27 protein-coding genes are annotated in these 25299 nt (G+C 59.6%); 14 read left to right on the plus strand and 13 right to left on the minus strand.

The features are described 5' to 3' along the window. Nucleotides 1-121 precede the first annotated feature (121 nt). From ABGT83_RS06250 to gluQRS, 10 genes are all read left to right on the plus strand, one after another. Nucleotides 122-2047 (plus strand): VanW family protein, encoded by a 1926-nt coding sequence (locus tag ABGT83_RS06250; protein WP_346686494.1) that lies wholly within the window; start codon nt 122-124, stop codon nt 2045-2047. A 75-nt stretch (nt 2048-2122) separates the two neighbouring features. Beyond that, nucleotides 2123-3433 carry a phenylacetate--CoA ligase family protein gene (locus tag ABGT83_RS06255; RefSeq protein ID WP_103264481.1) on the plus strand — a complete coding sequence of 437 codons (1311 nt, stop codon included), beginning with the start codon at nt 2123-2125 and terminating at the stop codon, nt 3431-3433. Then, nucleotides 3430-3858: an ACT domain-containing protein gene (locus ABGT83_RS06260; RefSeq protein ID WP_103264446.1), complete on the plus strand. Its 429-nt coding sequence runs from the start codon at nt 3430-3432 to the stop codon at nt 3856-3858. Before ABGT83_RS06255 ends, ABGT83_RS06260 begins: the two co-directional genes overlap by 4 nt. A gap of 1 nt (nt 3859) precedes the next feature. After that, nucleotides 3860-5233 (plus strand): D-alanyl-D-alanine carboxypeptidase family protein, encoded by a 1374-nt coding sequence (locus ABGT83_RS06265; RefSeq protein ID WP_103264447.1) that lies wholly within the window; start codon nt 3860-3862, stop codon nt 5231-5233. Between the two features lie 24 nt (nt 5234-5257). Next, the gene (locus tag ABGT83_RS06270; protein WP_103264448.1) at nt 5258-5701 is read left to right on the plus strand and encodes an FHA domain-containing protein; all 444 of its coding nucleotides are present in this window, start codon (nt 5258-5260) and stop codon (nt 5699-5701) included. Between the two features lie 142 nt (nt 5702-5843). After that, nucleotides 5844-7601: a thiamine pyrophosphate-dependent enzyme gene (locus ABGT83_RS06275; protein WP_103264449.1), complete on the plus strand. Its 1758-nt coding sequence runs from the start codon at nt 5844-5846 to the stop codon at nt 7599-7601. Beyond that, entirely contained in the window at nt 7594-8223 is a 630-nt protein-coding gene (locus ABGT83_RS06280) for an indolepyruvate oxidoreductase subunit beta (RefSeq protein WP_103264450.1), read from the plus strand. Before ABGT83_RS06275 ends, ABGT83_RS06280 begins: the two co-directional genes overlap by 8 nt. Continuing rightward, the gene (locus ABGT83_RS06285; protein ID WP_103264451.1) at nt 8220-8654 is read left to right on the plus strand and encodes an amino acid-binding protein; all 435 of its coding nucleotides are present in this window, start codon (nt 8220-8222) and stop codon (nt 8652-8654) included. The genes ABGT83_RS06280 and ABGT83_RS06285 overlap by 4 nt, the downstream gene beginning before the upstream one ends. Before the next feature lie 5 nt (nt 8655-8659). After that, complete coding sequence (locus ABGT83_RS06290) at nt 8660-10024, plus strand: phenylacetate--CoA ligase family protein (protein WP_346686497.1); 1365 nt, start codon at nt 8660-8662, stop codon at nt 10022-10024. Nucleotides 10025-10435: 411 nt separating this feature from the next. After that, the gene (gene gluQRS / locus ABGT83_RS06295; protein ID WP_346686498.1) at nt 10436-11452 is read left to right on the plus strand and encodes a tRNA glutamyl-Q(34) synthetase GluQRS; all 1017 of its coding nucleotides are present in this window, start codon (nt 10436-10438) and stop codon (nt 11450-11452) included. Here gluQRS and ABGT83_RS06300 read toward each other — a convergent pair. The 4 genes from ABGT83_RS06300 to ABGT83_RS06315 all read right to left on the minus strand — a co-directional run bounded on the left by ABGT83_RS06300 (nt 11393) and on the right by ABGT83_RS06315 (nt 14747). Continuing rightward, nucleotides 11393-11875 (minus strand): hypothetical protein, encoded by a 483-nt coding sequence (locus tag ABGT83_RS06300; protein ID WP_346686499.1) that lies wholly within the window; start codon nt 11873-11875, stop codon nt 11393-11395. The two genes, gluQRS and ABGT83_RS06300, sit on opposite strands and share 60 nt — an antisense overlap. Nucleotides 11876-12013: 138 nt before the next feature. Continuing rightward, nucleotides 12014-12451 carry a lipocalin gene (locus tag ABGT83_RS06305; protein WP_103264455.1) on the minus strand — a complete coding sequence of 146 codons (438 nt, stop codon included), beginning with the start codon at nt 12449-12451 and terminating at the stop codon, nt 12014-12016. Between the two features lie 194 nt (nt 12452-12645). Further along, entirely contained in the window at nt 12646-13578 is a 933-nt protein-coding gene (locus ABGT83_RS06310; RefSeq protein ID WP_346686500.1) for a prenyltransferase, read from the minus strand. Next, nucleotides 13575-14747: an Mbeg1-like protein gene (locus ABGT83_RS06315; protein ID WP_418762805.1), complete on the minus strand. Its 1173-nt coding sequence runs from the start codon at nt 14745-14747 to the stop codon at nt 13575-13577. Before ABGT83_RS06315 ends, ABGT83_RS06310 begins: the two co-directional genes overlap by 4 nt. 41 nt (nt 14748-14788) lie before the next feature. Between ABGT83_RS06315 and ABGT83_RS06320 the strand changes: the two genes are divergently transcribed. The 3 genes from ABGT83_RS06320 to ABGT83_RS06330 are packed head-to-tail and all read left to right on the plus strand — an operon-like array spanning nt 14789 to nt 15990. Further along, on the plus strand, nt 14789-15271 hold the full coding sequence (locus ABGT83_RS06320; protein ID WP_346686503.1) for an acyl-CoA thioesterase: 483 nt from the start codon (nt 14789-14791) through the stop codon (nt 15269-15271). After that, a complete protein-coding gene (locus ABGT83_RS06325) occupies nt 15268-15441 on the plus strand; it encodes a hypothetical protein (RefSeq protein WP_204600457.1) in 174 nt (57 codons plus the stop codon). The genes ABGT83_RS06320 and ABGT83_RS06325 overlap by 4 nt, the downstream gene beginning before the upstream one ends. A gap of 9 nt (nt 15442-15450) precedes the next feature. Beyond that, complete coding sequence (locus tag ABGT83_RS06330) at nt 15451-15990, plus strand: phosphatase PAP2 family protein (protein ID WP_346686504.1); 540 nt, start codon at nt 15451-15453, stop codon at nt 15988-15990. A gap of 13 nt (nt 15991-16003) precedes the next feature. Here the strand turns inward: ABGT83_RS06330 and ABGT83_RS06335 are convergent, their stop codons facing one another. From ABGT83_RS06335 to nrdR, 7 genes are all read right to left on the minus strand, one after another. Then, entirely contained in the window at nt 16004-16858 is an 855-nt protein-coding gene (locus tag ABGT83_RS06335; protein WP_103264646.1) for a Ku protein, read from the minus strand. A gap of 395 nt (nt 16859-17253) precedes the next feature. After that, on the minus strand, nt 17254-17820 hold the full coding sequence (locus tag ABGT83_RS06340; protein ID WP_103264645.1) for a hypothetical protein: 567 nt from the start codon (nt 17818-17820) through the stop codon (nt 17254-17256). Nucleotides 17821-18015: 195 nt separating this feature from the next. After that, nucleotides 18016-18906: a DUF5996 family protein gene (locus ABGT83_RS06345; RefSeq protein WP_346686506.1), complete on the minus strand. Its 891-nt coding sequence runs from the start codon at nt 18904-18906 to the stop codon at nt 18016-18018. 393 nt (nt 18907-19299) lie between these two features. Then, on the minus strand, nt 19300-19812 hold the full coding sequence (locus ABGT83_RS06350) for a hypothetical protein (protein WP_103264643.1): 513 nt from the start codon (nt 19810-19812) through the stop codon (nt 19300-19302). Nucleotides 19813-19957: 145 nt separating this feature from the next. Further along, a complete protein-coding gene (locus ABGT83_RS06355; protein ID WP_103264642.1) occupies nt 19958-20392 on the minus strand; it encodes a MerR family transcriptional regulator in 435 nt (144 codons plus the stop codon). A gap of 226 nt (nt 20393-20618) precedes the next feature. Next, nucleotides 20619-21071 (minus strand): dUTP diphosphatase, encoded by a 453-nt coding sequence (dut, locus tag ABGT83_RS06360; RefSeq protein WP_187143266.1) that lies wholly within the window; start codon nt 21069-21071, stop codon nt 20619-20621. Continuing rightward, complete coding sequence (nrdR, locus tag ABGT83_RS06365; protein WP_346686509.1) at nt 21071-21517, minus strand: transcriptional regulator NrdR; 447 nt, start codon at nt 21515-21517, stop codon at nt 21071-21073. Before nrdR ends, dut begins: the two co-directional genes overlap by 1 nt. Nucleotides 21518-22294: 777 nt before the next feature. Here nrdR and lexA point away from each other — a divergent pair. Then, nucleotides 22295-22933, plus strand: coding sequence for a transcriptional repressor LexA (gene lexA / locus ABGT83_RS06370; RefSeq protein ID WP_103264638.1), 639 nt, complete (start codon nt 22295-22297; stop codon nt 22931-22933). Nucleotides 22934-23120: 187 nt separating this feature from the next. Here the strand turns inward: lexA and hflX are convergent, their stop codons facing one another. Next, entirely contained in the window at nt 23121-24434 is a 1314-nt protein-coding gene (hflX, locus tag ABGT83_RS06375; protein ID WP_346686511.1) for a GTPase HflX, read from the minus strand. 157 nt (nt 24435-24591) lie between these two features. Further along, nucleotides 24592-24936, minus strand: a complete 345-nt coding sequence (locus ABGT83_RS13450; RefSeq protein WP_103264636.1) for a hypothetical protein — start codon at nt 24934-24936, stop codon at nt 24592-24594. Nucleotides 24937-25299 lie beyond the last annotated feature (363 nt).

The raw sequence follows: 25299 nt of genomic DNA on the forward strand, positions 1-25299 counted from the left end.
GGACGGATCGCGGTCCTCATCGAAGCCTGCCGAAGCAGCACGCGCCTTCATACGCGTCCTGCTCGCAGGCTTCGCTCTGCTGGGCCGCGGGATCGCGCGCATCGGACGTGCCGTTTCGGAGTTGTTCAAACGCAGCCGCGCCCTGCTTGTCGGCACGGTACTCGTTGCGATGCTGCTGCTCGTCGGCCTCGTCGATTTCGGATTGAACGCCGGCAAGGCGTATCCTGGCGTGCACGTGGGAAACGTGGATGCGTCGGGTAAAACCTCCCAGGAGATCGCAGCGCTGCTCGAAGAGACGTACGGACCGCGCATTGCGCAGGGGTCGGTCGTCATCTACGCGAGTGACGAGGCCGCCGCAGACTTCGACGAAGGCGCGCCCTCTATTGCTGAGCAGCAGAGCGCCGAGGAGGCGAAGGCTTCCCGCACGTCATGGACGGCCGATGCCGCTTCCCTCTCTGCGACTTTGCCCGCCAATGAACTTGCTGATGAAGCCCTTTCCGTAGGTCGCGAAAAAGGTGGTCTTGTTGCGCGCATCGAGGCTGCGGTCGGAGGGCATGAGATCGGGGTCCGCGTCGTCTACGACGCCGATGAGCTTGAAGCGCTCGCCACCGACATTGACGAGACGATCGGCACGCCGCGCTTGGACTACGGGTTCGTCGTGATCGATGGGGCGGCCGAGGTCACCGAGGGCAGCGACGGCGAGATGATCGACCGTGCGGTTTTCGAGAGCCAGCTCGACGAGGTGTTCCTTTCCGAACCAGGTACAGGTTCGTTCGTAGCACATGCCGAGTATGCCCCGGTCCGTATCGATCGACAGGCGGCGCAGAGGGCTTGCGACGACGTGAATGCCGCACTTGCGGATGGCGCCCGCTTTATCAGCGGAGAGGGTTCTTGGGATGCGGATGCGACCGCGCTGGGGGACTGGATTGTCGGTACCGTCGAGGAACGCGATGGAGGATTCGTGCTGGCGCCCTCTGTCGACGAGGCCCGGGCGAAACCATCGATCGTGTCCTTTTTCAAGGAGCAGCGCGGCGATGCTCGTCACTCCGTTGCGTTCGAGTCTTCGCAGGATGGCTCGATCTCCGTTCGCGCTCAGGGTATGGACGAGGTGCCGCTCGCTGCAGACACGGTTGCCAAACTCGATGATGCGCTGTTCGGACCCGAAGGCAAAGCGGCCCAGGCGCGCGCGTACGCCGAAGGAGCCGGGCAAGAGCCCGCTGCCGAGCCTGTCGCGGTCGACGTCGTCGTCGGCCCGATGCCCGAGACGCTTTCGTTCGACGAGGCGCTCGAGCGGGGGGTCATCGAGGGCATCTCGTCGTATACGACGGAGTTCTCGACCGGATCGGGAACCGAGAACCGTCAGAGCAACATCGCGCTCGTATCCGAATTCCTCGACAATTCCATCGTCGAGCCGCACGGCAGCTGGTCGTTTAACGAGACGTCGGGAGAGCGCACGGCGGAGCGAGGGTTTTTGGCGGCTGGCGCCATTGTGAACGACGAGTACGTCGACGAGGAGGGCGGCGGCGTCTGCCAGGTGGCGACTACCGTCTTCAACGCGGTGTACGACTCGGGCTTGCCCATCACCAAGCGCCGGAACCATTCGCTCTATATCGGCAGCTATCCGGCGGGCCGAGACGCGGCGGTCAGTTGGCCGGATCTCGACCTTGTATGGGAAAACGACACCGATAGCGCAGTTTTGATGCGGGTTACTTGTACAGATTCCACGGTTACTGCTACACTATATGGTGTCGATCCCGGTTACCGCACGAGCACGCAAGTGGGTGAATGGGAAGAGGGGGAGAAGCATAAGACTCGGACGGAAGTCGACGATTCGCTCTCTTCCGGCGAGAGGCATGTCAAGACGCGCGGAACCGATGGGAGAAAAATCACCATCGTCCGCGTCGTGAAGGATCGCGAGGGCGCCGTTGTGCGGGAAGACGTGTTCTCGTCCGAGTACGCCCCGATCACAGAGGTGATCGTCGCTGCCCCGGATGCGACTGCGCCTGATGGCGCCGAGGATGGCAAGGACGGCCCGAGCGCAGACTAGCGGAGCGGATCGATGAGGAAGCGATGACAGCGCCCGCACGGAGCGGACGTGATCAGAGGAAAGGTGAAGCCCAAGGTGTATTATCAACCGGACATTGAAACCATGCCGCTCGAACAGCTGCGCGAGCTTCAGCTCGAGCGCATGCAGTGGAGCGTGCGCCATGCCTACGAGAACGTGGCGTTCTATCAGCGGTCGTTCAAGGATGCAGGCGTCGAGCCGGGTGATCTTGCGTCCCTCGACGATCTGGCGAAGTTCCCGTTCGTCGTCAAGCAGGATATGCGCGACGCATATCCCTACGGGCTGTTCGCCGTGCCGAGCAAGGACGTGGCCCGCATCCATGCGTCTTCCGGCACGACGGGTCAGGCCACGGTTGTCGGGCACACGGCAAACGATCTGAAGAACTGGGGGGACTGTTTCGCGCGCGGCATCTACATGGTGGGTGGCGACCAGAGTTCGACCATTCAGGTATCTTACGGCTACGGCCTGTTCACAGGCGGTCTGGGGGCGCACGCCGGCGGCGAGGCCGTGGGCTGCTCGGTCATTCCCACCTCTTCGGGCAACACCAAGCGTCAGATCCAGATGATGAAGGATCTCGGCACCGACATCCTCGCTTGCACGCCCTCATACGCGCTCCTCATTGCCGATACGGCCATCGAAATGGGGTACGATCCGGCAAGCGACTTCAAGATTTCTGGCGTCATCTTGGGTGCCGAGCCGGCTTCCGAGAACATGCGTCAGGAGATTCGGGACAAGCTGGGCGTGCAGTACTGCGACGTGTACGGCCTGTCCGAAGTCATGGGACCAGGCGTGGCTATGGAGTGCGCAGCGGCGCATGGTCTGCATGTGGCCGAAGATCAGTTTTATGCGGAGATCGTCGATCCCGAGACGCTGCAGCCCGTGCCCGACGGCACGTACGGCGAGCTCGTGTTCACCACGCTCGTGCGCGAATGCTGCCCGCTCGTGCGCTACCGCACGCGCGATGTCACGCGCATCATCGCAGAGGAATGCAGCTGCGGGCGCACGCACCGCAAGATCGATCGCATTGTCGGCCGCACCGACGACATGCTCATCATTCGCGGCGTGAACGTGTTCCCGTCACAGATCGAGCAGGTCATTACCGCGTTCCCGGAGATCGCGCCACAGTACCAGATCATCCTCACGAACAAAGGTCCGCTCGATCGTGTTGAGCTCGACGTGGAGACGGTACCCGATTTCCCGTTCGACGAGATCAGAAAGCTCGAGGAGCTGAAAAAGCACCTGGCCGCCGAGCTCAAGAGCAATCTGCAGATCGCTGTCGACATCAAGATCGTCGAGCCGAAGACCATCGAGCGCAGCGAGGGCAAGGCGAAGCGCATCATCGATCTGAGAGAAGGGGGCCGCGCATGATTTCACAGTTGACCGTGTTCCTAGAGAACGAGAAAGGGCGCCTCGCGTCCGCCTGCCGCGCCATTTCCGACGCGGGCATCAACATGCATGCGCTGAATCTGGCGGACACCGCCGATTTTGGCGTGGCGCGCGTGGTTGTGGACGCTCCCGAGGCGGCCGCCGAGGCTCTGCGCAAAGTCGGTTACCGTGCTACGGTCACGCCGGTGCTGGGCGTGCGCGTGCCCAACCGTCCGGGCGGTTTGGCAACCCTGCTCGAGTTTTTGGACGAGCACGACGTCAACATCGAGTACGGTTATTGTTTCTCCGTTGATGAGGAGACGGCGGTTGATGTGCTCAAGGTGGCAGGCGAGCCGGCCATCGAGCAGCTGCTCGTCGAGGCAGGCTTCAAGCCGGTGAAGCCGGAGGATGTCTACCGCCTTGGCTAACATGGAACAACAATCGCGCACGGCGAGGGCGCGGATTCTCTCATGCGTCCTCGCTGCAGCCCTTGCCTTCTCGCTCGCGCTCGCACCTGGTGCGGCACTTGCAGACGTGCGCAAAGCCGACGTCGTGCTCGGCCAAACGGTGGATGCGCGAGGGCTTTCCATTGCACAGTGCCCCAGCATCGATGCCGAGTATGCGCTCGTCATGGATTCGGAGGGAACCGTGTACTTCGAGCGAAATGCGACAAGCCCCACGCAGATCGCCTCCATCACCAAGGTCATGACCGCGGTGGTGGCGCTCGATGCAGTCGAGCGGGGCGAGGCCACGCTCGATACAAAGGTGACGGTGAGCGAGCGCGCGGCGCACGTTGGAGAGTCGAGTGCGGGACTCGCTGCCGGTGACGAGATGACGCTCGAAACAGCGCTTCTGGCCCTCATGGTTCCTTCGGGCAACGACGCGGCGATAGCCATTGCCGAATCGCTGTCCGGGAGCGAGCAGGCTTTCGTGGCTCGCATGAACGAGAAAGCCGCCGAGCTGGGCTGCGTCGATACTGTCTTCGCGAATCCGCATGGACTGGATGCTGGAGAGTTCGCGGGAGACCAGCATAGCTGCGCTGCCGATGTGGCGAAGATCGTACAGTATGCGATGCGCGACGAGTCGTTCCGTGCTGCTGTCGGGGGCGGTGACGCCACTGTTCAAGTGATGCGCGCGGGCGCGACGGCCGATATTTTCCTCGAGTCGACTGATCGCTTCATGGATATCTACGATCCTGCCATCGGCGTCAAGACGGGGTTCACTGAGCTTGCGGGCAATTCGTTCGCCGGCGCAGCCGAAAAGGACGGGCTAGAAGTGTATGCGGTCGTTATCCATTCGAGTTCTGAGCAGCAACGCTTCGAGGACGCGAAGACGTTGTGCGAGTGGGTGTACGAGCATCGGGTATCCTACCAGCTGGCGAATAGTCCCCGCACAACGACTTTGAATGCGGATGGGCAGGCAGTGGAGGTGCCGCTCGTGGCCGAAGTCGCGCATTCGGCGTGGATCGACAAGACGGTCGAGGCGACGTTCGCCGATCCTGCGGCTACGGTGGACATTTTCGATCTCAACGGCAATGTGAGCCAATCGTTTGAATTCGACGAGCTTTCAGGCGATGTGAAGGCGGGCGACAAGGTGGGTACAGCCACCTTCAAGCAGCGCAACACCGTCATTGCGACGATGGATCTGGTGGCCTGCGAAGACGTAGACGCCCCAGATTTCTTTGAAGGCATCGGCATCTGGTGGGACCGTCTGTTCCGTGGATTCTCGGGACAGCCGCAGACCGCTCAGTCCACGACTGTGAACGAAACACCCCTTGTCGTAGACAAGACGGCAGCCGCCTGAGGCGCGCCGCGGAGAGGATATGCCATGAGTACTGTATGCCCTGTATGCAGCAACCCAATCGAACAGGACGCGTCGTTTTGCCCGCATTGCGGCTTCAAGCTGCTCGGATCAACGCAGCAGTTCAAGCCTGTGCTGCTGGCCGATGAGACTATCGAGCCCGAGGTGCCTCAAACCCAACAGGCCGAGCTGCGCGTGGTGCGCGGTCCTCAGACGGGCGTGGCATTCCAACTGGGCGACAGGGGCCTCACCGTCGGGCGTAGCCCGCAGTGCGATATCTTCCTGAACGACATGACCGTCTCTCGAGAACATGCCGTTATCGAGCCGGTAGACGGCGGCGGTTACGTTATACGCGACGAAAACTCGTTCAACGGCGTTTGGGTGAGCAACGACAGCATTGACGAGCATCGCCTCGCGTCGGGCGACATCATTCAGATCGGCGCCTTCCTGCTGCTGTACCAAGAAGGTTAGGCTCGAAGGCCGCCATCGAAGCGGCTTCGACAGCCTGCGAGTGCATTCCGCGCGCCGTTCGGGACGGTCGATCTTCTTTGACCGGCTCGGGCTGCGCGCGTTGCCGTATAATTCCTGAGGTGCTAAAGGAGAGGAACCTTTCATGGAATTGATGTCAGGAAACGAGGCAATTGCCCAAGGAGCATGGGAAGCCGGCGCCCGCATCGGCGTGGCCTATCCCGGAACGCCTTCGACCGAAACGCTTGAAGCGTTCGCGGAGAAGGAAGGCGTGTACGCCGAGTGGGCCGTCAACGAGAAAGTGGCCGTGGAGGTTGGCATCGGCGCGTCGGCTGCAGGGGCGCGCGTGCTCACCACGATGAAGCACGTCGGTGTCAACGTGGCCGCCGATCCGTTGTTCACTGCGGCGTATGCGGGCGTTGGCGGCGGCTTGGTGGTACTCGCCGCCGATGATCCGGGTATGTACTCGTCTCAGAACGAGCAGGATAGCCATTGGTACGCCCGCGCCGCGCATATTCCCATGCTCGATCCAGCTGATTCGGCCGAGGCGCTCGTGTTCACGCGCGAGGCATACGATGTATCCGAGCGCTTCGACGTACCGGTGTTCATACGTTCGACTGTGCGCGTGTCGCATACGAAGACGCCGGTGGAGCCCGGCGAGCGCGCTGAAGCTGCGCTCAAGCCCTACGAAAGCAACCCGGCGAAATGGGTCATGATGCCCGCCTTTGCCAAGCCGCGGCGCAAAGATCAGCTTGCGCGCATCGATGCGTTGCGCGCTTGGGCCGAGGAGTGTCCGTACAACCGTATCGATCGTAGGGGAGATGCGGTAGGCGTGGTGTGCGCGGGCGCTGTGTACCAGCATGTCGTCGAGGCGCTGCCTGACGCATCCGTGTTCAAGCTCGGGCTCACCTGGCCTCTGCCCGAGCAGGCGCTACGCGCATTCGCCAATAGCGTGAAGGCGCTCTACGTGGTGGAGGAGGCCTCGGAATATCTCACCGACAGCGTGCGCGCTCTCGGCATAGAGACGACGCCGTTCGAACGGCGCCTGCCGCGTGACGGCGAGTTGACTCCCGGTCTCGTGCGGGCGGCCTTTGGCGGCAGCGCGCCGTCTCACGAGCCGCTGCCCGAAAATCTTCCGGGCCGTCCGCCGGCGTTGTGTGCGGGGTGTCCGCACCGTCTTGTGTTCAAGGAGCTTTCGCGTATGAAAGCTGTGGTCACGGGTGACATCGGCTGCTACACACTGGGCGCCCTTCCTCCTCTTTCGGCTATGGATACCACCATCGATATGGGCGCATCGGTGTCAATGTCGCACGGCTTCGAGCTGGCGTGGGCCGGCGAAGCATCGCATCGTCCGGTCGTGGGCGTCATTGGCGATTCGACATTCGCGCATTCGGGGCTCTCAGCGCTCATCTCCACCGTGTACAACCAAGGTGGCGGCACCATCTGCGTGCTCGATAACCGTACGACAGCCATGACGGGCCGTCAGGGCAATCCCTTTAACGGCGAGACGCTTCAGAAGCGTCCTTCGCGCGAACTCGATCTCGAGGGGGTCGTGCGCGCCATCGGGGTTGAAGACGTGCGCACAATCGATCCGAACGACGCGCTTGCGACGCGCCAAGCTCTGAAAGAGGCTGTGGCCAGCCCGGAGCTTTCGGTACTGGTATTCCGCAGTCCCTGCGTGCTCATCGACCGCGTACGCAAGCCTGCTTACGGTGTGACCGACGCGTGCACCGCCTGCGGCGTCTGCTCGACACTCGGGTGCCCGGCTATCGCAACGGACGCCGAGAGGCATGCGGTTATCGACGCCGACTCGTGCATCGGCTGCGGCCAGTGCGCGCAGTACTGCGCGTTCAAGGCTATCGTGCAGCCCGCCGTCTCGGAGGAAGGAGTCTCTCATGAGTAACGCGACCACCGTGCTGTTATGCGGCGTCGGCGGCCAAGGGACCGTGCTTGCCGCCGATCTCTTGGCACGCACGGCGCTTGAATCGGGATACGACGCGAAGGTGTCCGAGATCCACGGCATGTCGCAGCGCGGCGGCGCGGTGACCACCGTTGTGCGGTTCGGGCGCGAAGGCGTGCAGTCGATGGTGTCTGACGAGGGTTGCGCCGACTGCGTGGTATCGTTCGAGACCACCGAGGCGTTGCGCAACCTGCCCAACGTGCGCGAGGGCGGCTATCTGCTGGTGGCGGACGAGTCTATCCAGCCGTTGCCGGTCCTCATCGGTCGCGCCTCGATGCCCGAGGATGCGGTGGGCACGCTCGCAACGCTCGGGGCGACGCTCATCCCTGCGGGCGATATCGCCCGCGAAACCGGTTCTCCGAAGTCGGTGAACGTGGTGCTGCTCGGCGCGCTTGCCACGCGCCTGGATTTCTCCTCGGATGCTTGGGAGCGCGTCATCGCTCGTCGCGTGCCGCCGAAGACGGTCGATGCCAACATCGCCGCATTCCGCGCCGGTTTCGCGTTTGCGCGGGAGGCGGCCGCCGTAACTGCGTGCAGCTCAAAACATGAGGGAGGAGCGTCATGAGCGTTCGTCAGGTCAGCGTGTTTCTGGAGAGCCGCCCCGGGCATCTGCGCCGCGTGCTCGATGCGTTCGAGGACGCGGACGTGAATGTACGTGGCTACAGTGCCTCCGACACGGGAGATTACGGCATTGTTCGATTCGTCGTGGATGATCCTGTTCGTGCGCTCGCGGTGCTCACGGACATCGGGGCCGCTTGCTCCTCGAGCGAGGTGCTGTGCGTGCGCTTGGATGACGAGCCCGGCGAGCTTGCGCGCGTCATGGGCGTCATGGCCGATTGCGGCATCAACGTCTCGTACAGCTATTCGCTTATCTCGACGTACATCGCCCTGTCCACCCCCGATCTCGACCGTGCCGAGGAGCTTCTCTCCGGCGAACCGGTGGAGCTTATGTCCCAGGCCGACCTGGCTGCGCCACTGGCGCCTCAAGGGGTGTGAGCGGCATGGCGGACATGACCGTGAAGGGCGCGGCGCTGGCCGCCGCGGCGGCGGGCGACTTTTCCGACCTGCCCATCCACAACCCCTCCATCGAGTGCGCCTCGCGCGAGCGCATCCGCGCCATCCAGCTGGAGAAGCTGATCGCGCAGGTGGCCTGGACCTACGAGCGCGTCCCGTGGTATCGCGCGCGCATGGACGCCCTCGGCGTGGCGCCTGCCGACATCAAGACGCTCGACGACGTGCGCAAGCTCCCGTTCACGGACAAGTCCGCGCTGCGCGACACGTTCCCGTACGGCCTGTTCGCCGTGCCGCTCGACGAGGTGGTGGAGCTGCACGCGTCCTCGGGCACCACGGGCAAGCCCATCGTGGTGGGCTACAACGAAAGCGATATGGCCATGTGGGCCGACTGCATCATGCGCCTCGTTCAGATGGCCGGCGTCGTGCCGGGCGACCGCGCGCAGATGGCGTTCGGCTACGGCATGTTCACGGGCGGCTTCGGCCTGCACTACGGGCTGCAGAAGCTCGGCTGCATGATGATCCCCGCCGGCTCGGGCAACACCGAGCGCCACATCGCCATGATCGAGGACTACGGCACCACCGTCCTCGTGGCCACGCCTTCCTACGCGCTGCACGTGTGCGAGGTGGGGGAGCGCATGGGCTACGACTGGGCGAAGTCGCCGTTGCGCGTGGGGCTGTTCGGCGGCGAGCCGTGCCCGCCGGGCCTCAAGGCCGAGATCGAGAGCCGCATGCACATCGTGTGCACCGACAACTACGGCCTCACCGAGGTCATGGGCCCGGGCGTGTCGGGGGAATGCCTCGCCTCGCGCGACATGCAGCACCTTGCCGAGGATCATTTCCTGTGGGAGGTCGTCGACCCTGAGACGGGCGAGCCGGTGCCCGACGGGGAGATGGGCGAGCTCGTGCTCACGCCGCTCGGCAAGCAGGCCATCCCCGTGCTGCGCTATCGCACGCACGACCTGACCCGCGTGATCGTTGAGCCCTGCGCCTGCGGGCGCACCACGGCGCGCATGCAGAAGGTGCGCGCGCGCTCCGACGACATGCTTATCATCCGCGGCACGAACGTGTTCCCCTCGCAGGTGGAAGACGTGCTGGCCGGCATCGACGGCGTCACGCCGCACTACTGCATCGTCGTGGAGAGCGTGGGCGGCCTCGACCGCATGACCGTGCACGTGGAGCTCAAGCCCGAAGCGTTCTCGGACTCGTTCGAGGACATGGAGAACCTGCGCCGCTCCATCGAGGAGAAGCTCAAGGGCGTGCTGCTTGTGGGCGTGCGCGTGAAGCTCGTCGAGCCCGGCGGCATCGAGCGCTCGCTCGGCAAGACCAAGCACGTGGAAGACCTGCGGAAATAGCACGACCTGCACGGGAGGGGCCGCCCGGCATTGTCGTGGCGGCTTCCCGCTCCGCTGCTCGCGTACGCAACGCGTCCGCTCGTGCGCTTCGCTCCTTCATGCTTTATGCTGCGCCCTACGGGCGCGGGGTTGGCGTTCAGAGGTGCCGCCGCGACAACGCCGGGCGGCCCTCGGCTTCGGGGCTTCCGCGGCATCGAGCGCTCGACCTGCGGGGGCGCTCGATGCCGCTGGTTCGCAAACTTGTTGCAATATCCCTTGAAGGAGAAGGTCGCGATGTGCGAAAAGGGCTTGTGCGAAGAACCGGACAAGGCTTGCCATGCGGCCGGGGTCTCCTCAGGGGGCGCTACGCGCAGTTCAGCAGCGACGAGGACGGTTCAGCGGACCGTCCTCCTAAGCAAGGACTGTTTGAGCATGGCACCCCCTGGGGAGACCCCGGCACAAGGCCCCGTAGTTGGCCGGTTCGCGCCGTCCCCGACAGGACGAATGCATGCGGGCAACGTGTTCGCGGCGCTCGTCGCATGGCTTGTGGCGAAGTCGCAGGGCGGCAGAGTCGTGCTGCGCATCGAAGACCTGGACACAGAGCGATCAAAACCGCAGTTCATCGATGCTGTGCAGCGTGACTTCGAGGCGCTCGGACTCACGTGGGACGAGGGGCCCTACTTCCAGCATGATCGCGAGGAGGCCTACCGCGCGGCTTTCGACTCCCTTGCTGAGCGAGGCCTCGTGTACCCCTGCTTCTGCACGCGGGCGGATCTCCATGCGGTCTCGGCGCCGCATCGCGGTGAGAAACCGGTGTATCCCGGCACGTGCCGCAATCTTACGGACGAGGAACGTGCCTTCCGTGCCCTCGAGCGCTCGGCTGCGCAGCGACTCGCTGTACCCGACGAGGATGTGGCGTTCGTCGATCAGGTGCAGGGGTTCTACGCTCAGAATCTCGGCACGGACTGCGGCGACTTCCTTGTGCGAAGGTCTGACGGCGCGTTCGCCTACCAATTGGCCGTTGTCGTGGACGACGCCGCACAGGGCGTGAGCTCAGTCGTGCGCGGCGTGGATCTTCTGTGTTCGACGCCGCAGCAAATCCATTTGCAAAGCCTTCTTGGCCTGCCGCAGCCGGAGTATGCGCACATCCCGCTGCTTGTGGCCGAGCGCGACCGGCGCCTCTCGAAGCGCGACAAGGATGCCGCACTCGATGAACTGCTTGCGCGATTCAAGTCGCCCGAGGCTGTGATCGGCCGCATCGCCGGCATCACCGGTCTCGCTCCCACAGACGATCCGGTCACGCCCGAGGAGCTGCTGCGAACCTTTGACCTTGCCGCGCTTCCGACGACCTTCCCGGATCTCGTGCAGGTGCAGTGGGATCGGCCTTGCTCAAGCGATGAAGGAGCTTCCGATCTCGACGATCGGGATGGCGATAACGACGATGGCTAGCACGACAACATGACGCGCATCAAGCCTATACTCCTCGGCATGCCCCGGGGCTCCGGTTGCCGACGTACGAGCGACCGCTTGTGCGTCACGTCGTGAAGCCGCGCCTATCCAGAGCGTGCCTCCTGCGAGGACGACGATCATGGTAGCCGTCCACAGCTCGGCGTTCACAGGAAGTCCTTCCACCGCGCTGAGGGTGGAGCTGCCGAGCATCCCGACGAGAACGGATACGAGCACAAGATTGAACAGAGCCGCACGCTTGCCTTTGCGTCTATGCAGACTCTCGGATCCTTCGCCGGGAATATACGTGAAGTCCGCGAGTGCCAGCCATCGTCCATGCCAGTTCTTCCATGAGGCAAGCAACGCCAGCGCGATAAGGGGAATGAGGATGACGCACCCAACGATCAGCTTTCCGTATCCATCCATGGCGCGCTCCTTACGACTGACGTTTTGCTCAGTATAGTCCGCTTGGCCATGCGAAGGAAGAGCGATTCGCCCGGCGTAGGTCGGAGGCGAATGGGGAGAGTGCGCGGTTGGGAGATCGGCGATCGAATTCGGCGCCTCTCATGCGAACAGCACCGATACCGCGGTCATGACGACGCAGCTTCCCAATAAGAGAAGGAGGAGGCGCGCGCCTTCCTTCTTGAAACGATCCTGGTAGCTCTGATCTGCGCGGCCAGCGAACAGGGTATACAGCAGGCTCGCGAAGTACGCCACAAGAGCGACATTGTTTACGATAGTTGCAGCTTGTACGAAGACCGGTATGCCGGTCAGCATCGCCATCTCATAGGCCATGAGGGTGGCCACCACGGCGAAGCAAGCCACCATAACCCATGCTGCTCGCTTGCCCGTGTTGATGGTGCCCTCGGGATAGTACGTCCCTTTCTTCGTCTCTTTGGGTCGAGCGATGAGGGACAGCCAGCGCCCGTTGTAGAGCTGCACCGTTAAGAGCGCTGCGACTGCCAGCAGAATCGTGCCCAGCACAAAGCGTGCGATCTCCATGAGAATCCCTTCTCCAAGGCGGTGCAATGCGCGATGCGCACCGCCCCTGTTTCCGTCTCCTGGAAGTATACGTCATGAGCGGCTGCTCGATTGCCCGAAGACACGGCTTTCGACGGGTACGCACGCGTGCTGGGAATGACCGAAATGGCATCCATGCCGGGAAGCATGCTTCGAGCATGATGCGCTCGCTCGTCCTAGAGCACGAGGTCGACGGTGCTCGCCAGGATTGCGGCGCCATAGAAGGCGCCGAGCGCGATGTTCACGCTGCATACCTGCGCCATGGCGCCGATGCGGGTTTGTGGTGCTAGCGGATTGTCAAGTAGAGCTTTGATCAGAGGATAAGAAGCTAAAAGCATGAATGGCAACACGACGAGACCTTGTGCGAAGAATGCGGCAACGAGCGCTGCGATAGCCACTACCCACGCGAATACGACGCCGTGGTAGAGCGAACGTGCCCGCTTGCGGCCCAGCAGCACCGACAGTGTCCGTCGGCCCGATTCCACATCCTTCTCGAGGTCGCACGTGTTGTTCGTGAACATGATCAGTCCCACACCGAGGATGGTGGGTACAGCCCACAGCAGAACGCGAGGATCGAATATGGCCGTGAGTGCCTGATAACATGCAAGGGGAATGAGGCCGCCCATTACGAGGCCGCTGACCACCTCTCCGATGGGCACGTATGAGATAGGCGTCTTGCCTGCAGAGTACAGCACCACGACGATGGCTCCCACCGCGCCGATTGCAAGCGGGATCCATCCTGCAACCCAGATCACGTACGCGCCTAGCATAAAGGCCGCCACAAGGAATCCGACGGCGAGCGCGAGTGCGGAACGTGGGTTCACGTTGTTGTACACGAGAACGGCATCGGTCGGATCTACGTTGTCGTCGGCTGAGTCGGCTCCCTTCACGTAGTCGTAGTAATCGTTGAACGTGTTTACTGCTGATTGCATGAGTATGCAAATGATCAAAAGCACGCATGTCATGAGCACCGATATCGAGGGCGTGGTGACGGCTGCCGCGGCAACAGCTATGAAAACGGGCAAGATAGCAGCGGGCCACGTATGCGGTGCGGCCAACTGCAGAGCTAGACGAAGGGTCAGCTTTCCATATGCAGCGGGTGCGCTCATGCCTTGGTTCCTTTCTCGGGATCATATGTCTCACGTCGGCGTGGAAGCCATAGGGGTGGAGAGGGTTTGAAGCGCTTGACGGTTTCGTTTTTCAGGATGCCGCCGAGCGAGCCGAGCGTTTGCCAGATGAATCTCTTCGTTTCGGCATCGAGTTTCGTGCGAGCGCCCAGCATGCGCCGCGTGTTCGCGAACAGCTTCTCCTGGAATTCGCTCCAGGTGCTCGCCTCGGTGGAAGCCAGCAGGTCGTAGATGGCGTCGATGAAGCGCTCGCGCTCGTCAGCCGTCTTGCTGCGCAGCCACGTGTCGAGCGCTTCGTCGAAGAATACGGCGGAAGGATTGAGGGCATCCTGGTACACGAAGTCGTCGCTCTCGGTCAGCCAGGTGAACGGTTCGTGCTGGAATACCGACATAGCCGAGGACTGAACTACGCGGTAGTCGGCGCGTCGTTCGAGGATCATGCCGAACGCCGAGGATTCGGGCACCGTCTTGTGCAGTAGCCGGCAGAATCGCTCGTCGTCGATACGCGGCGACGGGCTATCCAGAAAGGAAGGGCCATCGTGATTGAACACGCCACGCAACCGCTCGAAAGCACGCTCGTCGGTCACGAGCGCCGCGTATTCGGCGAGATTGCCGCCTTTCGAATGACCTCCCACGATGAGCGGGCACGAAAGGGCCGAAGCGACGCCCGACAGGTAGGCTGCTGCGGTGCACTGCGAAGGGATCACCTTCTTGAAGCAAAGGTTGAAATCCTCCTTCCAGCCGGCAAAGCTGCCGTCGGTACCGCGGAACGCCAGGTAGGCGACGATTCCATCGGCAGAAGGGAAGGAAAGCGTGATGGCGGAGAACTGCTTTTCTACCGCTTCGGAGCGCTCATTGGCATAGAACGAAACGCGCACATCGCGCATGCGACGGCTTGCGGACAGGACGTGCAGGAAAGCCTCGGTGTCCTTTGCATCCTCCATCCAGCTGTGCGCGGTGAGCGCCTTCCAATCGGACAGCATCACCGCGTCGTGCAGCAGGATGCCCTCGGGAGACGAAAGATCAATAGGAGGGGCCGTTTCGTAATTGAAGTACGCAAGTGTCGAGAACACAAGGGAGTCCACGGGGTTAAACGGGGATTCCGCGAAGGTGCGCTGCTCCTCGGCCATATACGTTACGATATTCCTCATGTAGCTATTGTAGCCGATCGGGAAGGATGGTTTTCCGGACCATGCGAGTTTGCACGCCAATCACCATACGCTATGCGGAGACGGATATGATGGGTATTGTCTACCATGCGAACTACCTGTTGTACTTCGAGGATGCGCGGACTGCGTTTTTGGAGGCGATCGGATTTCCGTACCGCGTAATCGAAGAAGCGGGCTATCTCTCGCCGGTTGTGAGCTTTTCAGTTGAATACGGCGAACCGCTTCGCTACGGCGAGACGGCCGTTGTGCGCACGCGCGTGGTTTCTTCGCGTCCCACAAAGACCGTTTACGCCTATGAGGTGTTCCGAAAGGGGGAGGACCCCGATGTTGCGAAGCCCTGCTGCACAGGACGGAGCACCCATTGCCTCGTCGATGCGACGACGTTTAAGCCGGTAAGCGTGAAGCGTGCCGTTCCGGAGCTGTACGCGCGCTACGGCGAGGTGCTCGAACCAGACGATGCGGCCGCGCCCTCTGTTCGCAAGAACGGCGAAAGGGGTGTGCGATGAGCGTGCCGCATCGAAGACTGTGCAAACTGTTTGAGTTCGCTGGGAGCGGGTGCGATGTCGCCGACTCCTGGTGCACGGGCGACTTCGAAGCAACCTACGATGACGTGCAAGCCGGTTGTGCATGGCTGCTCGCGTGGCTCGGTCCCGATGCTCGTGGTCGGATCGTCTAGGGGCTTCGAATGGATAGCGCCATACTCGATGCCATACAGGAGCATTTGGGCTCGCCGTTCATGGATTCCTTCATGGTCTTCGCCACGCATCTCGGTGATCTTGCGGTCATTTGGTTTGCGGCGGCTGTCGTTCTCATTGCTCAGCCGAAGCGGCGCGTCTATGGTATCGGGGTGCTCCTCGCCATCGTTGCGTCGGCAGTTCTCGGCGCCCTCGTGCTGAAGCCACTGTTCGGCCGTGTGAGGCCTTTCGTAGCCTACGAGTTCCTAGGCTTGCTCATACCGCCACCGTTAGGTTCGTCGTTTCCGTCGAACCACTCCATGGTATCGTTCGCCGCAGCTGCTGCGTTGTGCTGTTTGCCGGACAAGGGACGGCTTGCCACGGTGTTCAAGGCGGCTGCTGTAGCCGCCGCGTGTCTGATCGCATTTTCGCGTCTGTACCTGTACGTGCACTATCCAAGCGACATCCTTGTTGGCGCAGTGATCGGCATTGTTGTCGGCGTTTCCGCTGTGGTCATCGCAAAGAAGCTTGTGCCGCAGCAGCCGGATTGAGGTCGCCGTCGATCTATGCGGTCTTTTTCGGGGCACGTCGTCGGGGAGGCCTTTTCGCAGGCGGTTCTTTGTTCGTAGCGTCATCGGCGTCGACTGGGGAGGTTTCAGCTTCTTCGCGGGCTTTCAAGCTTGCCGAAAGAGCGTCCATGAGATTGATTATGTTTGAAGGCTGCTCTGCTGGTTTCTCGGTTACAACTTGTTGACCAGCGACTTTACGCTGGATGAGATCCATGAGCTTCTCTTGGTACGAGTTTTTGAAACGCGCGGGATCGAATGGCTCGGTCATGCTCTCAATGAGCTTGCGGGCCATCGAGAGTTCTTCGTCGGCGACGTCGGGATGCTGCAATGACTTCGGAATATCTTTGACCTCGCTTTGGAAATGGAGCGTCATCATGACGAGGTCGTCTTCGTAGGGGATGAGCGCGATGGGTGTTTCGGAGTTGCCCATCACCGTGGTGCCGATGGCGATTTTCCCCTCGTCTGCCATGGCGCGTCTCAGCAGTTCGAGCGGTTTTTCTCCACCGGCCTGAGCAATGACCTGGTACGGTTTTTCGAAATAGAGGGGTGGAACCTCTTCGATGTCGGAGAATTGCACGATCTTCATAGCACGATCTGCAGAGGTTTTGATGGCTTCGAGTTCCTCGTCGGTGACAACAACATACTTGCCCTTCTCGTACTGATAGCCCTTCACTATGTCCTCGGGCCTGAGCTCCCGCTTGCAGTCGGGACACGTCTTGACGTACCGCACGCGTTTCATGCTGTCCTTGGCGAGTTGATTGAATCGCACCGCATCATCTTGCGTCGCCGCGTAGAGTTCGACGGGTATGTATACGAGGCCGAAAGCGATCGCACCTTTCCGAGCGGCCATAAAAGCTCCTATCCTTCGGATGTTCCGAAGTCTGCATGCTAGCGTGTTCGGATGGCGGCAGGGCTTGGCTGGAGAACTCGAAAGGGAATCGCTATTAAGGTGTTGTTAGCTGGATGCGCACCTCTGCAGGCAGGGGAGTGAGTAGCGCATATGGAACGAGCCGGCTTATCGCCGGCTCGTTCCATACTTCCTGTTCGTCCTATGCAAGGCGCCGTACGAGCGATGCGCACAGCAGGGCGCCCGCGAAGCACAACAGGGAAACCAGGTACCCCATGATTCCTCCTTGCAAATTCTGACGCGTTACCGTCCGCAGATGACTCTATCACCGATTTTGATCCACTGCTATCAGCAGACATAATGGTTGCCGATCGGTATTCGAACTGTAACGCAGAACGCTAGTTATTGAACAGTGCGTTCGTAATCGCCTGCTCGGCTTCTTGGGTAGTGCTCCAGGAATTGCCTTCTCGCGCGAAGGCTAGTTCGATCGGACTAGTCTCGACGGCCGATAACTCGTTCAGCGAACTCATGATCGTTTCGCCGAACTTCATGTTCTGCTCATCAGTGCTCATCGACTGGATGCTTTCATCTTCGGCGAGCGTCGTAACGGCTTCCTCCAGGCTGTTCGTGTACTGGCTGAAGCTCTTGCACGTGAGCACTACGGTTGCTGTCGCATTATCGCCGTCGACGTTCACGCTCTCGATGCGGTAGTCGAAACCCGCCAAATAGCTCGACACGAATTCCTTCGCATCGATGCCGTAACTTGAGAGGTCGTCCGCTCCCGCCTCCGAGGCAAGAAGATTGAGCGTTTCTTCGTCGAGGTTCTTCAGTTTGTCGAGTTCAGCCGATACCCCTTCGCGAATGATCTCCTCGTCGTTCTGCCCGCAGCCGACGAGCGCCATTGCGCCCATGGCAAGCAGGATCGACGCAAAAAACGTCGTGGCGACTTTCTTGATACAAGCCATTGGAATCTCCCTTTCTCCTTGTCTGATCAAATCAGAATACGGTATGTACTCCTTTTCGTCGATGGATAATCGGCTAGCGAGCCTGGAGACGGGTTGTCTTCACGGCCCGAAAGCGACAGGAGGGGATAGAGTCCATAGAGTAACTCTAAGCTGGATCTTGAATCATGGGCAGACCGATACGCTTCTGCATGCTTGTCAGGTCAAAAGGGGCTTGAAGAGCCATGCGGCGTCATCCCATTGCTGGCGTTTTGCAATGTTCCTGAACGCGTCCTGACAGAAGCGGACAACGGTTTCCTGCGGGTCGTCGGCTTTCAAGACGTCTTCAAGTCGAAGGAAGTATTCCGTTTGTTCCGGATCGAAGAATGCTTGGCGAGGGCGCACTTCATCAGACGAGCCGTCGGTGAGGAACGGGTAGGCGAGTACGAAGAACGAAGGGTCATTCGTGCTCTCGTCGCCCGTCCAGAATCCGAATTCGATGAACTGTTCGTCGAAAGCCGCTCGCTCAACGAGGGAGGCGTCCGTGCGATAAGGGCAGGGCTTTCCCGAGAACAGGGTGGTGGTCATGTCAAACGTGCCCCAGTACAAAGCGGGATGGGTTCGTTTTCCTCGGTAGGGCGCCGAGAAACGCTCCAAGGCGTTTCGGGCGAACAGAAACTGATGAAAGGCGCGTCGTGCGCAGGGAATGTCGAAATCGATGCTTGCATGCTGCTCGTCGAAAGGAGTTGCAGTGAACATCTCCTGGGGAATGGGGTTGATCTCGCACGGATGGCCGACATCGGCAAGCATCGACTTGAAGAGCTTGTACAGATCGGCCACGGATACGACACCGGAGAATGAGAAGGCAGATGCGTCGCTCGCCGTAGTCGTTTTTACGCAGGCATCGGCGAGATCGAGTTGGATCTCGAATCCGTCTTTGCCGGCTGGAACGAGTCCTGTTGTGAATCCGTCGGGTTCAGCGAAGAGCACGACGTGTCGCCACTCTGGTTGCGGCGGCATCGTCTCCAGTTTTACCTTGCCCATCATCTGCAGCATCATATGCAGTGCGATGCACGTCTCGCGCCATTCCTTATACTTCAACACCTTCATGCGATCACCTCGTCGGCGATCCTAGCGAATCATTGGAGCGAGGGATCCTTCCGCTTGATATTCGTTACCGTTTGACGGACGCTTCGATACCTTTGCGGAATACCATAGGAAGTTTGGCATGGGGGCTGGCATGCATGTATCGACTCATGGGGTGCAAGAGGACCCGAGTAGAATCCATCTAACTTTACATAAGATGCATTATCAATAAATCAGGATCTTAAAAGGGGGAGTGCTCCGAAGAGGAGTAAAATCGAAAGCGGCGTCCTGCTATTCGTCTGGTTCTTTTTATAAAACAAGTCCTGCAACCGTCCATGGTTGCAGGACTTGAGGTGCGGAGCTTCGAAATGGTGCAGGATTGCATTTGCATATAAGCACTATGCAATCAAAATCATATTAGCCCCAGGTTGAATTCGTTTCTGCGCCCGTTGAACCACCTGGAAGCAGCCCGCCATAATCACCTGATTCCACCATGCCCATGAACGTCGGGAAGAGCATCCAAACCAGTGCCAGATTGAGGACTCCAGTCACGCCACAGACGGCCATGGCGAAGATCGCCGAACGCTTCATTCGTCCAGCGGCAGCGCTGATCTCAGAACGCTTGGCCTCGAGGGCTTTCAGCTTTCTGAATCCAATGTAGCCGCATACGATGCCTATCGCGCTGAATAGCAGGCTTGCAAGAATCAAGGATATGGGGCCGATGATGCTTGCAGCGAGAATGAAATTCTGAGCAGTTTTGAACTCCCGGGCATCGTTCATGTTCGGCTGAGGCATACGGGGACTTTGCAAGTCACGGGAATCGAGGTCGGTCGGTCGCCGGAACCCACTGGTATCCTGGTTGCCGTTATCGGTCCCTTCTTGCGAGGGTGCGGGTGGAGGTTCGGGCGGCCTATGTTTGTCCTCGGTCATACCTGATGCTCCTCAATTCATTTATAGCCTTCTGACCTGGTGATTTAAATACAAAGCTCTGAGAGCCGTTCTAAGGCCCCGTTTTGTCCTCCGACGGCTCCTAGGTCGTCGAAAACAAGGGTTTTTCGACCAGTTCGAGCGATAACTATACCACGGAGGGTTCATCGGAGCTTTTATTTGCAGACAATTCCATACCTGCGGCATGAAGCCGCTTGAGACTTTCATTGAGCTCGGCGCGCTGGTATTCAAGCACCGTTTCTTGTGCGCGCACGATTTCGAGACGCTCAGAACGAGTCGATGCACCACGTTTCTGCAAGCGCACATAGTATTGGATGCCCTCGATTGACAGCCCACTTTTTCTCAACGCATCAACAAAGTGCAATTGGGCAATATCGATTTGCGAGAAAGACCGAACGCCACGGTGATCCCGCGCCAAGTCCGGAAAAAACCCGCATTTGTCGTAATAGCGTATGGTGTATGCTGAGATTCCCGTCGAATCGACAACATCGGCAATGCCATAACGCGCAACCGCGTCCGCATCTTCTTCGTGCTCTTTGCACCGATGTTCTTCGTAATACATCGCCGGCGCCTCCTCGGTTAGAGTAACTCTAAGATATCTTATGTGCTTATGCGCATGGGATCAAGCGTTCGGTTATGCTCGACGATCTCATCGTTCCTTCGAGAATGGATACGGAATCTCTTGGTCTATTGACTTAGAGTTACTCTAAGTCAATAGACACCCCCAAGACCGGCCTCGATTTCAGTCATACTGTTGTAAGCAGCTCTCAGTAGAGTACGGCATCGGTTTATACCGAGAGGCTTACTCCGCTGCTGCCGAAGCCCCCAGATCCCCTCTTCGTTTCAGGAAGTTTCTCGTGCAGTTCAAACGTTGCCTCGGATACGCGCATAATGACGAGTTGAGCGATGCGGTCTCCGCGCTTGATCTCAAAAGGCTTGTGCGCGTCCAGATTGACGAGAACAGACTGCAGCTCGCCTCGGTAACCGCTGTCGATAAGACCGGGAGCATTTACTAGCGAAACGCCATGCTTTATAGCAAGTCCGCTTCGGGGCAGGACAAAACCAGCGTACCCTCTCGGAATAGACACGGCAATGCCGCAGGGTACGAGTGCTCGTTCGAACGGATGCAGAACCAGATCGATCGTTGAGCGCAAATCGACACCAGCATCGCCGGGATAGGCGTATGCAGGGATTGGCAGCTCCGGATCGAGCTGTTTGAGCGGCACGGCAATGCCCTCCATCAGCTCATCCCTTCCAATGCGGCAGCGAATTCCTCGATGTTCTGGAAGTCCTTGTATACGCTTGCGAAGCGTACATACGCGACATCGTCGAGCTTTGCAAGGCGGACAAGAGCCATATCGCCGAGCTCTTTGGACTTGATCTCGTTCTTTGATGCATTGCGGAGTTCAGACTCGATGCTCTCGATGAGCGTCGCTACCTGTTCTGGAGAAATAGGTCTTTTTGCACAGGCGATAAGCAGGCCTCTCATAAGTTTTTCGCGATCGTAGACTTCAGACGATCCATCGGACTTGATGACTATAAGCGGAGTGTCGCCAAGCCGCTCATAGGTAGTGAAGCGATGACCGCATTCGAGGCATTCACGGCGCCGACGAATGGTCGCACCGTCTTCGGATGGTCGAGAATCGACAACTTTCGATTCGGAATGACCGCAGGATGGACAGCGCATGGCACTCCTTCTGTCAGCGTTTTTTCCACCCTAACATACTAGATATTGTGGTTCAATGAAATCGATGAAATCATTGGAAAGAGCGTCAAGGCCGATGATGGTTCGGACATGTCCATACCCAATGTGTTCATGTCGGTGCCTGCGGCTATGTCCCGATCCTTTATGAGAAGGTCGGGCGCGCATCGCCCTCGCGTAGTCGATGCCGGCCGATGGGGCTGGTCGACTTCAAGAACCTCGGAGGGGAAATATCAAAAGCGATTCGATCATCGCAAGCAGAGCGACGGAAGGCTTTTGTTGATGTCCTCCATGAGGGTGTGTTATAAAGCAAGGAACAACCCAAAAAACGCCGTTGCGCAGAGCGTGAATCCGCCAACGGTCGCCTGCAGGAGGTTCATACGATCGAAGGGTTTTCCCGCTGCGTCTCCTGATCGCAGCTCTGTAACGAACTGCGATCTGAGAACGTTCCTATCGATTCGACCGAGTTTACTATGATATCCGAAGCAGGAACTGTCTGAACTTGGGCTCGATGGACGATCGCTTTGGTACGGCCCGGGAAATACGATAATCTCGGCCTCATGCTCGGCGGTCTCGATCGCTTCCAAGCGAAGAGCGGACGTTCCCTCGACAAGATATTTCGTCGCATATTTCTTCATTTTTACCCTCCTGCTCTTGCGTAGAACCTTTGTTCGCGTATATAATAGGTCGAACAAAGGTTCATGTCAAGAGACTTTAAAACATTTGTTCGCTAGTAGTATCGGACGACGAAAGGACGACCCTATGGCCGAGAAGGTAACGAAGCGCCAGCAAGCGGTGCTCGACTGCATCGAGGAGTGCATCAGGGAGAAGGGGTATGGTCCTACCGTGCGCGAAGTATGCCAGAGCCTCGGGCTTTCCTCCCCTTCAACCGTCCATGTGCATCTTAAGGCGCTCGAACAGAAGGGACTCATCAAGCGCGATCCGCTCAAATCGCGCTCGATAGCGCTCACGTATCCGCTTGAGGACGCGGCGCTTGCCACGAATGTCATCCAACCTTCGTTCAGCAAGATCGTGAACGTTCCGCTCGTCGGTAACGTTGCGGCCGGTTCGCCCATCCTTGCCGAAGAGAACATAACCGACACGCTTTCGCTTCCGACCGATATCGTGGGCGACTCCCCTTCGTTTTTGCTGTCGGTACGCGGCGAGTCGATGATCGAAGCGGGCATCAACGATGGCGACTACGTGGTCGTGAAGGAGCAGCCTGTCGCCGACAACGGCGATATCGTGGTCGCTCTGGTCGATGACGGTGCAACGGTCAAGCGGTTCTACAAAGAACAGGGGCACGTACGTCTGCAGCCGGAGAACTCCACGATGGAGCCTATCATCACGACTGATTGCTCGATTGCTGGCAAGGTTGTCGCGGTGTTCCGTCGGCTTTGATAATCTTGGTCGATATTGCATGAAAGAAGCCGACTCGCCGGTTTGCAATCGGCGAGTCGATGTCTGAATGCGCTCGATCAACCGGGTCGGTGCGTGCATGTGGTCGACTTGATAGGTTGGCCGCATAGTCCAGCGAGACTGGATGCGTGTTGGTCGAAAAGCTCGCCTTCTGAATACGTCGAATGCTTCAGTTGCTTTCCGAGAACGCGCGGAATAGGCCGGCGTATGAAGGAGCGGCCAGCATGACAATGTGCGTGCCGGCTTCCTCATGCGTTTCCGAGAGAATACGGCAACGCTCGTGGGCAACGGATACCAAATCCCCGCGATCGTAAGGTATGACCACGTTCATATGCGTGTCGTGCGACGACGCGACGCGGGCTATATGGGAAACGAGCTCGTCAACTCCCTCTCCTGTTGCCGCCGAGACGAACTGCGCCTGTGCGTAACGAGATCGCAGTGCCGCGAGTCCTTCGTTATCAAGCACATCGCACTTGTTAAACACCAGCACACGCTTGATGTTCTGGGCCCCGATCTGCCCGAGAACATCCTCGACAGCAGCTATCTGGGCTTCGTACTGGTCGGAAGAGGCGTCGACAACGTGCAAGACGAGATCAGCCCCCGTAATCTCGTCGAGTGTCGACTTGAACGCTTCGACGAGCGTCGTGGGGAGTTTCTGGATGAATCCAACAGTGTCGGTAATTGTGATCTCGCGGCCTTCCGGCAGCTCGAACCTGCGGGTCGTCGAGTCGAGCGTGGCGAACAATTTGTCGTAGGCGAGGACATCGGCATTCGTCAGTCGATTGATCAAGCTCGACTTGCCGGCATTGGTGTAGCCGGCAAGAGCCACCTTGTACATGCCGCTTTCGTAGCGGCTCTCACGCTGTACGGCCCGAACCTCAGCCAGATGCTTGAGCTCGCGCTTGATGGAGGTGATGCGCTTGCGCACCATGCGCCGGTCAACCTCGAGCTGGCTCTCCCCCTCTCCGAAGCGGGAGCCTACGCCACCGCCCATTCGGTTCGAAGCAAGGTGCGCCCACATACCGCGCAACCGCGGCAGCAAATATTGGTTTTGTGCGAGGCGCACCTGTAAGCGGCCTTCCTTGCTGTTGGCATGAAGCGCAAAGATGTCGAGGATAAGCGCTGTGCGGTCAATTATCTTCACAGGCTTGCCCACCGTCTTCTCAAGGTTGGCTTGCTGCGACGGCGAGAGTTCGTCATCGAACACAACAAGATCGGCGCTATGAGCTCGAGCAAGCTCAGCAACTTCCTCGGCTTTTCCCGTGCCCACGAAGGTACGCGGATTCGGCGTGTCGAGTTTTTGGATCGTGGTGGCTACAACATCGGCCCCGGCTGTATCGACAAGGCGTTCGAGTTCGGCAAGCGACGAATCGATCGGCCAGTTGGCGCCCGGTCGGTCGACGCCAACAAGAACGGCTCGCTCGCGATGCTGCTCGGAGATGGGGGTCATCCCCCGCGTGATGACGGATTCAAATTCGGACATGGGGGCAATCCTTTCAAAACAGACCTCAGCGTCATCAGAGGATGACGCGTGCATGGTATGCATCGTAACCGATGCGGCGACGCCCTGATCAGGTACGTCGCATCGAAGAATTTCTATGCAAAGGCCGGTTTTGTCTGCATGCGGCTGCTCCTCATCGTCACTCGGGCGCGATACGGGCATGATCGCCCTTGTCGCTCATCATACCATATCCGATGCTAGAGCTATAAACGATACAGCATTGTTTCCTTGATGCGACGTACGGCTTCGAGCAGCCTTTCGTCTCGCCGCAACCACGCTCGAATACGCGCATGACGATGTTGTTCGCTTGTATGACGGCAAACTCGATGTTCGACTTTTCCGGGAAAAGCCGGTGGGATTCGAAGAATACCCCGACTCTCGCAACGACGAAGGTGCGGAGACCTTTGGATGCAGGGTCGGCGAACAGCTCGTCCGACAATGAAAGAAAATCGTCGACGAAGCAGACGGCATGCGGGTTGCCCATCGATACGCACGTGAATGCGAATGTTCTCTAGGGAGATTCCATCGGCAGATCGCAGACGTATGCGGAGCCTTGCGAGCTTACGGCATTCGCCTTGGCCGTGACCGGTATGATGGTAAGATCGAGAAGGGGCCGGCCCATATCAACAGTCGTACGCTCCAGCTTCTTCTGCGTGTCGACCTCAAAGCTGATGGGCTTCGACCTGGAAAGCGCCTCGCCGTCAGATGGTCCTCCGCCGCGGCAATAAGGCCGCGATCAACGAGATATTTCGCAAAGCATCGGATGCCGTTGCCGCACAACTGCGCCAGCGTGCTATCGGCGTTAATGTAATGCATAAGGCCGCGCAGCTGGGATGGCGGGAGGGCG

The organism is Enteroscipio rubneri (genome assembly GCF_963929405.1).
GTDB lineage: Bacteria > Actinomycetota > Coriobacteriia > Coriobacteriales > Eggerthellaceae > Enteroscipio > Enteroscipio rubneri.